The sequence below is a fragment of the Hymenobacter gummosus genome (assembly GCF_003970915.1).
Lineage (GTDB): Bacteria > Bacteroidota > Bacteroidia > Cytophagales > Hymenobacteraceae > Solirubrum > Solirubrum gummosum.
The window spans coordinates 119385-132366 of record NZ_RXOF01000015.1; the positions used below are offsets into that span (position 1 = coordinate 119385).

General features: G+C 63.0%; 9 protein-coding genes. 3 read left to right on the plus strand and 6 right to left on the minus strand.

The window, feature by feature from the left end; all coding sequences use genetic code 11:
- Positions 1-74: 74 nt before the first annotated feature.
- Entirely contained in the window at positions 75-743 is a 669-nt protein-coding gene (locus EJV47_RS21725) for a hypothetical protein (RefSeq protein WP_126695314.1), read from the minus strand.
- A gap of 251 nt (positions 744-994) precedes the next feature.
- On the opposite strand from EJV47_RS21725, the gene EJV47_RS21730 reads away from it, so the two are divergent.
- A complete protein-coding gene (locus tag EJV47_RS21730) occupies positions 995-1486 on the plus strand; it encodes a DUF2059 domain-containing protein (RefSeq protein WP_165903873.1) in 492 nt (163 codons plus the stop codon).
- Positions 1487-1579: 93 nt separating this feature from the next.
- Here EJV47_RS21730 and EJV47_RS21735 read toward each other — a convergent pair whose 3' ends face one another.
- The 3 genes from EJV47_RS21735 to EJV47_RS21745 all read right to left on the minus strand — a co-directional run bounded on the left by EJV47_RS21735 (position 1580) and on the right by EJV47_RS21745 (position 6297).
- On the minus strand, positions 1580-2224 hold the full coding sequence (locus tag EJV47_RS21735; protein WP_126695316.1) for a hypothetical protein: 645 nt from the start codon (positions 2222-2224) through the stop codon (positions 1580-1582).
- A 24-nt stretch (positions 2225-2248) separates the two neighbouring features.
- On the minus strand, positions 2249-2908 hold the full coding sequence (locus EJV47_RS21740) for a hypothetical protein (RefSeq protein ID WP_126695317.1): 660 nt from the start codon (positions 2906-2908) through the stop codon (positions 2249-2251).
- Between the two features lie 185 nt (positions 2909-3093).
- Positions 3094-6297, minus strand: coding sequence for a serine hydrolase domain-containing protein (locus EJV47_RS21745; protein WP_243651262.1), 3204 nt, complete (start codon positions 6295-6297; stop codon positions 3094-3096).
- Positions 6298-6572: 275 nt separating this feature from the next.
- Between EJV47_RS21745 and EJV47_RS21750 the strand changes: the two genes are divergently transcribed.
- Positions 6573-7280, plus strand: coding sequence for a hypothetical protein (locus EJV47_RS21750; RefSeq protein WP_126695319.1), 708 nt, complete (start codon positions 6573-6575; stop codon positions 7278-7280).
- Between the two features lie 353 nt (positions 7281-7633).
- Here the strand turns inward: EJV47_RS21750 and EJV47_RS21755 are convergent, their stop codons facing one another.
- Positions 7634-8587: a hypothetical protein gene (locus EJV47_RS21755; protein ID WP_126695320.1), complete on the minus strand. Its 954-nt coding sequence runs from the start codon at positions 8585-8587 to the stop codon at positions 7634-7636.
- Between the two features lie 254 nt (positions 8588-8841).
- A complete protein-coding gene (locus tag EJV47_RS21760) occupies positions 8842-9543 on the minus strand; it encodes a hypothetical protein (RefSeq protein WP_126695321.1) in 702 nt (233 codons plus the stop codon).
- Positions 9544-10471: 928 nt separating this feature from the next.
- Between EJV47_RS21760 and EJV47_RS21765 the strand changes: the two genes are divergently transcribed.
- On the plus strand, positions 10472-12883 hold the full coding sequence (locus EJV47_RS21765) for a glucuronyl esterase domain-containing protein (RefSeq protein ID WP_126695322.1): 2412 nt from the start codon (positions 10472-10474) through the stop codon (positions 12881-12883).
- The last annotated feature ends 99 nt before the right edge of the window (positions 12884-12982 follow it).

The following is a 12982-nucleotide window of genomic DNA, read 5'->3' on the forward strand; positions in this document are numbered from 1 at the left end:
CGTGATAAAGCAAAGCGGGCGGCCCTAGAGGAGCCGCCTGCTTCACCATTTTCACTCACCAATAAGTGGGGCGGCTACTGCCGGTCCCACACGGTGCCGCCCGCCTCAACGAAGCGCACGACGCCGTTTGCCTTCGTGTAGTACAGCCGCTGCACCTGCCAGGCCGGCACGCGGGCCGCCGAGGTCTGCAGGCTGGTGTACTCCAGCACGTTCTGGTACTGCCGGTTGCCCAGCGTGATAGTCGGGAGCAGGCGCACGTCCACGGGCAGGGCCTGCTGCTGATTGATGGCGCCGGCCGGGATGCTCAGCTGCACCGGGCCCCAGTTCAGCTGGGCGGCCAGGGGCTTGGTCGGTTCGGTGGGCACGGCGGCCGTCAGGCTGAAAGTAGCCTGGTAGTGGTTCTGCGCGGGGCGCTCCACGTAGGCCGAGTCGACGCGCTCCAGGCGGGCCCCCAGGCCCTGCTGGTAGTAGCCCACGCGCTGGGTGCCCGGCACCATGCCCGGCAGCTGCTGCTCGGCCAGGCCCTTCACCTGGTAGCGCCGCTCGTAGCCCTCGGCGTTGTGGAAGCGCCACTCTTCGCCCAGGCGGTAAGGCACGGCCCAGGCCTGGTCGGCGAGGCTCAGCTCGTACTGGGGCAGCTGCTGCACCTCGGGCTCGGGAAACAAGCAGCTGGGCAGCAGCGTCAGGGTCAGCGCGGCGGGCAGCAGGGGGCGCAGGAGCCAGGTGAGCAGAACGGTTTTCATAGCGGCAGGCAGGGCAGGAGCGGGGAGCGGCCAGCAGCGGCGGCCGACGATGCAAAGATGGGGCGCAGGTGAGTCGGTGTAAATAGCATAAGCATGTGGTATCCAGCGGGCGGATGAAAAATAAAAAGCGGCCGCGGGAAGATGTTTTTGCCTCTTGCCCGCTGCCGCCTACACCCCATAGATGCCAGTCGGCCGCGAATGGTTGCTTGCCCGCGTCAGCCGCGCGCCCGAAAATCCCGTACCGCTGGTATATGAAACACCTCCTCGTTCTCGCCGCTGGCTTGCTGCTGGCCGCCCCGGCCGCCTCGGCCCAGTCTACGGCCGCCACCAGCAGCAGCGCCGCCCCGGTATCGGAGGGGCAGCGCAAGGCCGCCGAAGAACTCCTGACGGTGATGCAGATGGAGCAGACCACCAACAACGCCCTCGACCAGATGCTCACCGCCCAGCTCACGCAGCGGCCCGAGCTGAAAGTGGTGGAGCCCGAGATGCGCAGCTTCCTGACCAAATACATGAGCTGGAATTCCCTGCGCAGCGACATGGTGGACTTGTACGCCCAGCGCTTCACCGAGAAGGAATTGAAGGAGCTGAAGAAATTCTACGGCTCCACCACCGGCCAGAAATTCGTCGGCCAGCAAAGCTCCCTGATGGCCGCCGGCATCGAAATCGGCCAGCGGCGCATGCAGGAGCACATGCCCGAGCTGCAGCAGAGCATCGAGGCCAAAATGAAATCGACCCAGAACTAGCACCGCACGGGTTGGCGGCGCTACCCCTCAACGCCCAACGCCTGCGGTTCCTGGCATCAGGAGCCGCGGGCGTTGTCAGTTTCAGGCCGCGCCTTACTCGCGGGTCCAGACGGAGCCGTCGAGCGTCTCGTAGCGCAGCAGGCCTTCGGCTTTGGTGTAGAAGATACGGCGGAGGGCTTCGGGCCGGTCCTTGTTGGTGACTATGGAGGGCTGCAGCTCCAGCACGTTCTGGTAGCTGCGGCTGCCCAGCGTGAGCTGCGGGTGTAGCCGCGCGCTCGGGGGCAGGGGCTGCCCGGCTTCCAGGGCCACCACGGGCAGGGTGAAGTAGGCGTTGTTGAATTGCAGCTCCGCCGACCAGGGCTCAAAGATGTTTTCCAGGCTTACCTCGGCGTACACTTCAATGGTAGCACCGGCGCCCGGGCCGCTGAGAGTAGCGCTGATTTCCTGCCGGTAGAAGTCAATGTCGCTTTTCTTGCTGCCAAACTTCGTCTGGGGCATGTCCCGGTCGTCGAAGCGGACGGCCTGCAGGCTGAGGGTTTGGGCGCCCGGCCCGCGAAACGCCCAGGTGGCGCCGGCCTTGTAAGGAGCGGCCCAGGCGGCCTGCTCGGTGGTCAGGCGCAGCTTGGGATACTTGTTGTCGTCGTTCTGGCCCAGCAGGCCGCAGCTGCCCAGCGTCAGGCTCAGCAGCAGGAGGAAAGCAGCGGGCAGGCGCCGCGACAGAATCGGGAAAGTCGTCATCGGGGGAGGGAGAATAGAGCGGAGTTACTGCCGGGCCCAGACGTGGCCGCCGGTTTCTTCGAACTGAATAATGCCGTCGGCCTTGGTGTAGTACAGGCGGCGCAGTATCCAGGCCGGGGCCGGGCCGTAGAACGGGCCGGTCGGGTAAGTGTACTGCAGCTGCACCACGTTCTGGTAAGTAATGCCGTTGGCGGCCGTAAAGCTGGGCAGCAGCGGGGCCGTGGCGCCCTGCTCCAGTTCCCCGACCGGCACGCTGAACCCGGTGGTCCAGTTAATCAGCAGGCGGGCCGGGTCCTGGCTGCTCTGGGCTTCCAGGGCCAGCAGCAGCTGGTAGCCGCGCATGTTCACGTCGTCGGCGGTGCCGGTGGCGCGGAAGGAGGTAGAGTCTTCGCGTATCACCTTCACCTTCACCACCTGCTGGTAGGAAGTTATGCTCAGGGACTTGGTCACGTTCGACTCCATCTTGTCCTTGACTTCCTTCACCCGGTAGCGCCGCTCGTAGCCGGTGGTGGTGTTGCGGAAGGTCCAGATGTGGCCTTGCTGGAAGGCCTCGGCCCAGGCCCGTTCGCCGGCGCTGAGCTTGTAGCGGGGCGCGTCTTTGTCGGCGCAGGCGCCGAGGCCCAGGGCCAGCGCGGGTACCGCGGCCAGCAGCAGCCGGCGGAGCGGGGAGAAGGTAGAGGTCATCGGTAAGGAGGGAGGATGCTTAGTAGGGTCGGCTGGGGCGCCAAAGGTTGTATGAGCTTGTAGCAACGACGCAAAGTTACCGCTGCCGCTGCCGGCCCGGCCCTCACATAATCATGCGGTAGGGGCACGAAAAACGCCCGGCCGTGCGGGGCCGGGCGTCGTAAGGCGCCGCTCGAAAGCCGGCGCTACTCTTCCTTCGGTACCGTCGATTCCACGGCGGGCCGCTCGGCTTTCACCGCGTCGATGGCCAGCTGCAGCAGCTTGGAGCGCACACTGAGCTCGGTGATTTTGTTGTTGCGGCGCGTCGGGTTCACGCGGTTCGTCAGCAGCACCACCACCAGGTCGTACTGCGGGTCGACCCAGAAGTAGGTGCCGGTGTAGCCGGTGTGGCCGTAGCTGCGCGGCGAGGCGTCGGCGGCGGTATTCACCTTCGGGTCGTTGGCGGGCCGGTCGAAGCCCAGGGCGCGGCGGTTGTCGGGGCAGAACTGGCACTTGGTGTACTCGCGCACGGTTTCGGCTTTGAGCAGCTGCTGCCCGCCGTAGCGGCCTTCCCAGGCGTAGAGCTGCAGCAGCTTGGCCAGGTCGTTGGCGTTGCCGAACAGGCCGGCGTGGCCCGAGAGGCCGCCCAGCAGGGCCGCGCCTTCGTCGTGGACGGTGCCGTGCAGCAGCTGCTGGCGGAACAAGGAGTCGTACTCCGTGGGCACGATACGGGCCTTGGGGAAGCGCCACTGCGGGTGCAGGCCCAGGGTGCTGGCGCCCAGCGGACGGTACAGCTCCTCGCCCAGGTACTGCTCGAAGCCCTTGCCGGTCTGCTGCTGCACCAGCTGGGGGTAGAGGTAGAAGCTAAGGTCGGAGTACACGTAGCCGGGCTTCTCGTTCAGCGGCGACTCGGCAATGCTGCGGCGCAGGCGCTCCGGCAGATCCTGCCGGCCCCACATGCCCTGGGCTACCTGCAGCGGGAAGCGGGCGGAGGAATCGGCCCGGAAAAACTTGCGGCTCATGGGCAGCACCTCGCCGGGCGCGGTCTTGATGGGCGCGTGCGGGTACTTGCCCAGCAGGCGGGCGAAGAAGCCCTTGGGCCGGGTGTACTGCTGCCAGAACGGAATCCAGGCTTTCAGCCGGGCCTGGTGGGTCAGCACATCGCGCAGCTTGAGGTCCTGCTTGTTCGTGCCTTTCAGAAAGTCGAAGTACGAGCCCAGGGTCTGGTCGGGGCTGAACTTGCCTTCATCCTGCAGCTTCATCAGCGCCGGGGTGCTGGCGGCTACTTTGGTCACCGAGGCCAGGTCGTAGAGGTCGGTGGGGCGCACGGGGCGGGCCGTGGGCTCGTAGGTGTGGCGGCCGAAGCTCTTGCGCAAGACCACCGTGCCGCCGCGGGCAATGAGCACTTCGCCGCCGGGGAAGGCCTTGGCGGCCAGGGCCTGACTGAGCAAGGAATCCACCCGGGCTTCCAGCTGGTTGCTCATGCGGGCGGCTTCGGGCGTGGCGTAGCGCAGGCGCAGCCCGCCCTGGGTGCGCAGCCCGGCGCCGAAGCCGTAGGGGCTGCCCGGCACCGAAACCGACAGCTTGCCCGTAGCGCCTACCCCGCCGAAAATTACCTGGGCGGCCAGCTCCTGGGCGTTTTTGCTTTCCTGGTAGGCCAGCACCACGGCATCGGCCGCGCTGAGGTCACGCAGCTTGGCCACGGCGTAGGCGTTGCCGAACACCGACACGACCATCTTCTTTTTCAGGCCGGCCAACTCGCGCAGCAGCACGTTTTCCTCCGGCGAGATGCTGAAGTTGGTGGCCGGGTTGCGGCCCAGGTTCTGCAGGCCCACCAGCAGCATGTTGTAGCCTTTCAGCTGCTCGCGCAGCCGGGTCAGCTCGTCCATCGTGGGCGTGGGCGAGATGTTGAAGTGGGCGGCGGGGGCGTAGTCGGCCACCATGCGCTGGAAGTCGGTGGTATCCTTGTAGCCCATCAGCACGGTGGCAATGCGCAGGGTATCGAGGCGCTGCAGCGGGAGCAGCTGCTTCTGGTTGCGCAGCACCGTCATGCTCAGCTCCTGCAGGCGGTGAGCAATGTATTGAGCGTGGGGGTTGTTGAGGTCGGCGGTGAGGTTTTTCAGCTCGATGGGGCGGTACCGGTTCAGCCCGGCCCACTGCTTGAGGGCCAGCACCCGGCGGCAGCGCGCGTCGATGTCGGCCTGCTTTACGCGGCCCGAGTCGATGGCGGCGCGCACGGCCTGCAGGGCCTTGGGCACGTTCTTCGAGAATTCGAGGATGTCGTTGCCGGCCAGGATGGCGCGCACGTCGGCCTCGCCGGGCGGGTACTTGCTCGTGACGCCCTTCATGTTCATGGCGTCGGTGAAAATCATGCCCTGGTAGCCCATCTGCTGCTGCACCATGTCCGTCACGATGGGCTTCGACAGGGTGGAGGGCGTGCCGGTGCTGTCGAGCACCGGGATGTTCAGGTGGGCAATCATCACCCCGCCCAGGCCGCGGCCCATCAGCTCGCGGAAGGGGCCCAGCTCCAGGGTGTCGAGGCGGCGGCGGTCGGCGCGGATGAGGGGCAGGGCGAAGTGCGAGTCGGCGTCGGTGTCGCCGTGGCCGGGGAAGTGCTTGGCCACGGCCAGTACCTGCGCGTCCTGCATCCCGCGCATGTACTCCAGGCTTTTCTGGGTCACGCCGCGCTTGTTTTCGCCCCAGCTGCGGAAGCCGATGACGGGGTTGGCGGCGTTGTTGTTCACGTCGACCACTGGGGCGAAGTTGACGTGCATGCCGATGCGGCGAATCTGCCGGCCCAGCTCCTGGCCCATTTCGTAGAGCAAGGCGTTGTCGCGGATGCCGCCCATGGTCATCTGGTAGGGGAAGCGGATGGTGCTGTCGAGGCGCATGCCCAGGCCCCACTCGGCGTCCATGGCCACCAGCAGGGGCACCCGGCTCTGGGCCTGGTAGCGGTTGAGCAGCCGGGCCTGCCGCACGGGGCCGCCCTGGAAGAAAATCAGCCCGCCGATGCCGCTCTGCTGAATCAGGGTCGAAATCGAGTCCTCGTCGATGCGCTGGCGGTTGGAGTAGGCCGCTACCATAAACAGCTGGGCCACCCGCTGGTCGGGCGTGAGCGTGCGCATCACCGAATCCACCCAGGGCGAGTGCAGATACTGCAGAAACGCCGGCTGCTGGGCCGCGGGCCGGGCTTTGGCCGCCGCGGCCTTCTGGGCGGCCGTGGTCTTGGGCACCGGCTTGGCAGCCTTGGCGGCGGGCTGCACGGCCGCGGCTTTGGGCACGGCGCGGCGCCGGGCGGCGGCCTGGGTGGCGGGTTTCTTCTTGGCGGTGGGCTTCTTGCGGTGCTGGGCCGGCAGCGTCAGCGGCCCGAGCAGCAACAGCAGCAACAGGAACTTGGGGAGGTTGCGCACAGGGATGGGAAAGTGGTGCGCGGCGAAGTTACGGAATGATGAAGCTTGGGCTTGGCGGGCCGCAAACGAGCCTTTGTCAGCCGGAAGCTGCTCGTACATTGCGAAGCGCGCCCCTTGCGCCTGGTATGTAGAGACGCATATTTGGCTACGCCTGCCTTCGGTTGCGTCTCATCGGCCGCGCCGTAACGGAGCGGTTCGGATGCCAGTCGGGTAGTCCCGAATCGTTCAACGAGAAGATGCCAATATGCGTCTCTACACCGTTTATAATTCCGCTTATGACCCTGCCTGCAGCAAACCGCTACCACCGCTTACTGTCCGGAATATTGCTTGCGGCGGCTGCGCTATTCAGCAGCGGCTGCACTTCGGTAACTGATGAGGAGCTGCTTATTCTAAGAAAGATCGGCGCCGTGTATGAGGCCGAGGTCAGTGCCAAAGCCGGGTATAAGCTTACCGGTGATGGGCGCAAGAGCAAGGGCCGCTACATCGAAATAACCATTGCCAACCCCGAATCCGCCACCGCCGGGCCGGCCGCGGAATTAGATTATCCAGCTTCCGGCTGCGCTTACGCTATCAGCAAAGCCCGCTTTCAGGCCGGGGGCGCGCCGTATGATTTTGTGCGGGTAAATATCACCCGACAAGGCAACACAAAATCGTTCGAATATCCGGCCAGCACCATCGAGCGGTACCGTAAGCAATACGTCCGAATCGACAAGCTGCTGGCGGGTATGCGGCGGCAGGGGTTTCACAAGGAATATTTCAATCAGAGCTATACGGATTCAGCCCAGACGTACAGCATGTTCAAGATTTTGCGCGTCTTGAGCCCCGACAGTGTGCTACTCATTGGCTTCAAAGAGGGCCACATCGATAGTGCCAAGGTGCTAGGCATCGGTTACCTGATGAAGGAGGTAGACAGGCGCCTGGTGTTCATCACGGATTTAGATAGCACTCAGGCGCCTTTTGTTGGGTTTCAGGTGATGAAGTAACTGGCGCGAGCTTGTAGCTAGTGCCTGGCCTGACGCGAGGCGCAGCCTCGCCCGGTAGAGCAGCTCCGCATTGCCGCCGGGCGGCAGCGGCCCGAGCAGCAACAGGAACTTGGGGAGGTTGCGCACAGGGATGGGAAAGTGGTGCGCGGTGAAGTTACGGAATCGTGAAGGGGAGTATCCGGGTGATGAAAGTAGGATGGCGGTACAGGTATGAGCTTGCAACTCGTGCCGGGCATGATGTGAAGCTGTGCTTTACCCAGTAGCGCCGTTTCAGTGAGGCGACCAGAATGAGAGAAATGCACAGGGGCCCCAGCCATGCGCATGGCTGGGGCCCCTGTGCATTTCGCAGCGTCCTACTTTTTAATTTTTGCCTTCGTTTCCGGTATTTTCTTCTTCACAGGCGCTGTCTTAGCATTCAAGTCTATCTTGAGTGTGACTTCAGTAGTAATGGAATCTTTGACTACAACAGGTTTGGTAGTCGATGCTGTATCGATTGGCTTGTCTTTATCTTTTTTTGCTGCAGCTTCAAGTTTGGCTTTTTCAACTTCGGCCTTGGCTTTTTCAATCTCGGCGTCAGCTTCTGATTTAACTGCTGCGGCATAGGTAGCTAAGGTTGCTTGAAATAAACGTTCATACATGGTGCTAGCTGATGTAGCACCAGCTTTTGTACTGACAGTTTGTGTTGTACTTGATTTCTCAGTTGATTCACTAGACGTAGTTTGTGTTGTGTTTGCTTTACCTGGTTTTGTACTCGTAGTCGTTTTGGTTTGTGTCGTGTTTGACTTCTTAATGGTATCATTTGAAGTCGTTTGAGCTGGACTTGGTGGTGTAGATGCTTTATCACCATCTGAAGGGCAACCACATCTGTAAAACGCATCTGGATTATTATTTGCTCCTTCGGCAATTCTATACAAAGCATCGCGCAGCATATTTACGTTGGCTGTCCGCTGACCAAGTTGGGCAATTGTGCTAGCCGTTTTTAACTGGGCTTCGGCATCTACATTATCTGTTACTTTAGCTTTTGACAATAGATCAAGTGTTTTCTGTACCGCTGCATCAGGAGTAACTTCAGCCAATACAAAGGTCCGACCTGAACTGTCTGTACTGATAATTGATGAGCGTTTAGTGGCATCAAAATGCGACCAAAACAGAGTGCCCTTTTTGCTTTCAAATTTTGTGGCACGTACTATACCAGCACGCGAACCTGCGACTGATTTATCGAACACACCTGTCGAGGTCTGGCAGTTGGTTAAAGAGCTACTGATACCAATAAGCATGAGCAGAGTTAGGCAGTAGTTGTGTTTCATGGCACTTGGTGGTTTGAGATTTGAAATGATGATTTTTACATGAATATATAAATACGATGATATATCCATGCATACTTGGCTAATGTTTATACTGTTTATTAATCATCTTACAATTGGCTTATGCTATCTACAACTCTAAAAGCTGTGGCAGTAGAATTGCATCGATACTAATCGACATAGACCAACACAAAAAACAGCCCGCCGTGTAGCGCACACCGGCGGGCTGTTCTGTTTTCAGCGGGCGAGGAAGGCCGTCAATACGACTCCTTCAGGAATCCGAACTTGCGCTTCTCGGCTTTGTGGGTTTTGGGGTAGTTGGCTTTGATGAGGTTTTTGAGGGCTTCGAGGGTGAGTTCTACCTGCTGGCGCAACGTCCCCTTCTCGGCCACGCCGAGGGAGCGGCTGCCCTTGTCCTTGGCTTTGCCGCTGGTGAGCAGAGCGTACTCCGTGGCAATGGGCGCCCAGAACGCGGTGCCGTACTTCTCCTTGCCGAGGCCGTGCTTGGGCAGGGCTTCCACCAGCTTCTGCAGGGACTTGGTGCGCTCCACCCGGTCCTTGGGCAGCTGCCAGGTGCTGTTTTCTTTCACGATGCCGAACTCCCCGTAGTAGGGGCGGCCGTCGTTTTCGTCGCTGTACTTGAGGGTCAGCGCGTTTCGCACGTAGCGCAGATTTTTGTTGATTAGCTCGTCGAGCACGGCGAGGCGGCTGGTCTGGGGTGCCAGGGCGTCGCCGCTGTCGTCGGTGGTTTTGATGCTGGCCCGAAAATCGGTAGCCAGCTGCTTGAAATCGGCGCTGCTGGTCCAGACCAGGGTGAGCTGCGGGCGCAGCAGCCACTCATCGGCGGCCAGCAGGGCCAGCTCGGCCAGGGCCAGTTCGGTGCCGGGCAGGCTGGGGGCGGTTTTGGTTGGTTTGGGCACCGGCGGGTTGTTGCCGGGCGCGGGAGTAGGGGAAAGCATGATCGGGAAAGGAATCGGCAGAAAAACAATGCGCTACGCCGGTAAGTAGCGAAAAGAATGCGGGTTAGTCAAGCCCCCGGTGGCGGCTGGGCCCGGGGCGTTGGCAGGCATCCTACCAAGGCATTTTCAATTGAAAACCCGTCGGTAGGCGACCTACCAAGCCATTCCTGATTGAAAATGCTCCGGTAGGGTGCCTACCAGGGCATTTTCAATTGAAAACACGCTGGTAGGAGGCCTAACGGAGCATTTTCAATTGAAAACAGTTTGGTAGGGTTCCTACCGAGGCATTTTCAAGCGGCAACATGCCGGTAGGGCATCTACCGGAGCGTATTTGATCGAGGCTAAAGCTAGAGTTAGTTCCCCTCCTCAGATGAGGAGGGGCTAGGGGTGGTTGACCTTGATGCCAGAACGTCATCTAGCCTTTAGCTTTTTAACTCTAACCTTTCAACCACCCCTAGCCCCTCCTCATCTGAGGAGGGGAACTAACCCTAGCTTTAGCCTCAACCGGCTGCTGGGGTAAGCTGGCTTATTGGACTATACAGCGTAAGCAAGGGACCGGTGGCGGTGGTCTTGCCCGCCTCTGAGCGGACCGGAAACGCCGTGCGCAGAATAAATTTTTTCCGTCGCGGCGTATCCAATCGTTTCCGCAATCGATTGCAATACTTTCATTTTCAGGGTGGCAGAATCGGGGCTGGCGCGGCTTAGAGCGGCGGTTATCTTCCCCTTTGTCAACCCGTTGCTCCGGCCCGATGGGTGCCTGATGGGGCTTGCGGCAATTGTACTATGCTGCTACGTGGGGCGGGCTGACATTCACTTTTATCCCCTTTGCTGCCTACCGAGCCACCGTTCTGCCACCTCCGCCGTGCCGGACCTGACCGGCCATTGCCCCGCCGCTGCCTGCTTCCAACCTGACCCATTCCCAACCCTTATGAACCTGAAAAGTACCCTGCTGGCCTTCGGGCTGAGTTTGGCGGGTCTGAGCCTGTCGGCGCAGATTCCGCTGGTGTACACCGCCGAAAACACCGGCGCCGGCTGCACCGCCCCGGCCCTGCCCAGCTTCGCGCAGCTGCCGCGCGTGGAGCCGCTCCCCGACCCCTTCATGCGCTCCGACAACTCGGGCCGCTCCACCAGCTTCGGTGACTGGGAGTGCCGACGCAACGAAATCAAGGCCGAAATCGAGCACTACGAAATCGGCACCAAGCCCCCGCGGCCCCAGAACATTACGGCCACCTACGCCGCCGGCACCACGCCCAACACCGGCACGCTGACGGTGGTGGTGACCGAGAACGGGCAGACGCTCACCCTGACCTCGGAAGTGGTGCTGCCCGCCGCGGGCACCGGGCCGTTTCCGGCCGTTATCGGCATGAACAGCGCCACCGGCAGCATCCCGGCCGCGGTGTTTACCAGCCGCAACGTGGCCACCATCCGCTTCAACCACAACCAGGTCACGACCTACTCCAACCCCCAGCTGACCGACCCCTTCTACCGCCTGTACCCGGCGCAGACGCTGGCCAACTCCGGCCAGTACAGCGCCTGGAGCTGGGGCGTGAGCCGCCTTATCGACGGCCTGGAGCTGGTGCAATCGACGCTGCCCATCAACCTGCGCCGCATCGGCGTGACGGGCTGCTCCTACGCGGGCAAGATGGCCCTGTTTGCCGGCGCCTTCGATGAGCGCATTGCCCTGACCATTGCCCAGGAGTCGGGTGGGGGCGGGGCCCCGGCCTGGCGCGTGTCCGAAACCCTGGGCGCGGTAGAGAAGCTCGGCGCTACGGACTACCGCTGGTTTAAGGACGACATGCAGCAGTTTCAGGGCTCGAACGTAGCCAAGCTGCCCCACGACCACCACGAGCTGATGGCCATGATTGCGCCCCGGGCCCTGCTGGTCACCGGCAACACCGACTTCGAGTGGCTGGCCAACCCCTCGGCCTACGTGTCGGCCCGGGCCGCCCACGTGGTCTGGAACACCTTCGGTATCGCCGACCGGTTCGGCTTCTACATCGACGGGGGCCACGGGCACTGCGCCGTGCCGGCCACCCAGACGCCGGCCGTGGAGGCCTTCGTGGAGAAGTTCCTGCTCGGCAACACCGCCGCCAACACCAACATCACCGTGCACCCGTACCCCGCCCTGAACTACCAGCGCTGGTACGCCTGGTGGGGCACGCCCACGCCCTACCTGCAGCCCGAGCCCCTGGGCAAGCGTTACTGGCTGGAGGCCGAGTGCGGCACGGTGGGCAGCAGCTGGGACGTGGTGGCCGACACCTCCGCCGCCGGCGGCTCCTACGTGCGGGTGCAGAGCGGGCTAAGCAGCCCCACCACCGCGCCCACCGCCCCGGCGGCTCTGCTGGAATACCCCTTCACGGCCGACAGCGCCGCCACCTACAACTTCCTGGCCCGCCTGAACGTGCCGGCCACCGAAGAGTACGGCTACTGGGTGAAAGTCGACAACGGGCCCTTCCAGGCCGTGACGAGCCAGCTGGCCACCAACCCCGGCTTCGAGAACGGGCTGACCGGCTGGACCACCCTGAACTCGAACGGGGCTACCATCACGGCCAACACCGTGGCGGCCGAGGCCCGCAACGGCACCGGCTCGATGAAGGTGGTGAACCCCACCGCCCAGCCCGGCAACCAGTGGCGGGTGCAGGTGACGAGCACCGCCTTCCCGACGACCATCGGCCGGCAGTACGTCATATCCTACTGGGTGCGGGCCGCCAATGCCGGGGGCTCCATCCGCCTCTCCACCGGCCCCAGCAGCCCCCAGTACCAGGCCGACCAGACCATTGGCACCAGCTGGCAGCAGGTCACGTGGACCATCACCGCGGGCGTGGCCTCCACCACCGTGCTCTTCGACATGGGGCAGGTGGCCAACACCTACTACATCGACGACGTGAGCATCAAGGAAGTGGGGGCCGCCGGCTGGCGCTGGCTGAAGCTGCGCGAAGCCGCCCTGACGGTGGGCCCGCACACGCTCACCATCGGGTACAACACCGGCGGCAGCGCCCAACTCGATAAGCTGGTGGTGGCCACCTCCACCGCCGCCATTACGGGCAAGGGCCAGCCGGGTACCAACTGCCGCCCTACCGCCGCCGGCCGCGCCCGGCGCCCCAGCCCCATCGAGGTATTTCCGAACCCCGCCACCGATAAGATTACGGTGCAGCTGGGCGCCAACGCCACCCGCGTACGCCGCATCGAGGTGGTGGACGTGGTGGGCCGGGTGCTGGCGCACCTGGATGTGGACGGGCAAAGCACCCTGAGCATCCCCAGCGGGCAGCTGGCGCCGGGCGTGTACCTGCTGCGCTTCCACGGCGACGCCACCGAGGCCCGGCGCGTGGTGGTGCAGTAGCGCCGCCGGAGAGTAGTGCAGTGAATGAGAGGTCGGAGCCGGCCCGGGCGTGTCCCGGGCCGGCTCCGACGCGTGTAAAAGGGGGCTACCGACGGGGCA

Bases quoted from the DNA above. Each gene is read 5' to 3' on its own strand.
- EJV47_RS21755 (WP_126695320.1), bottom strand. From the start codon at position 8,587: ATGAAACACAACTACTGCCTAACTCTGCTCATGCTTATTGGTATCAGT.
- EJV47_RS21725 (WP_126695314.1), bottom strand. From the start codon at position 743: ATGAAAACCGTTCTGCTCACCTGGCTCCTGCGCCCCCTGCTGCCCGCC.
- EJV47_RS21750 (WP_126695319.1), top strand. From the start codon at position 6,573: ATGACCCTGCCTGCAGCAAACCGCTACCACCGCTTACTGTCCGGAATA.
- EJV47_RS21765 (WP_126695322.1), top strand. From the start codon at position 10,472: ATGAACCTGAAAAGTACCCTGCTGGCCTTCGGGCTGAGTTTGGCGGGT.
- EJV47_RS21760 (WP_126695321.1), bottom strand. From the start codon at position 9,543: ATGCTTTCCCCTACTCCCGCGCCCGGCAACAACCCGCCGGTGCCCAAA.
- EJV47_RS21740 (WP_126695317.1), bottom strand. From the start codon at position 2,908: ATGACCTCTACCTTCTCCCCGCTCCGCCGGCTGCTGCTGGCCGCGGTA.
- EJV47_RS21735 (WP_126695316.1), bottom strand. From the start codon at position 2,224: ATGACGACTTTCCCGATTCTGTCGCGGCGCCTGCCCGCTGCTTTCCTC.
- EJV47_RS21730 (WP_165903873.1), top strand. From the start codon at position 995: ATGAAACACCTCCTCGTTCTCGCCGCTGGCTTGCTGCTGGCCGCCCCG.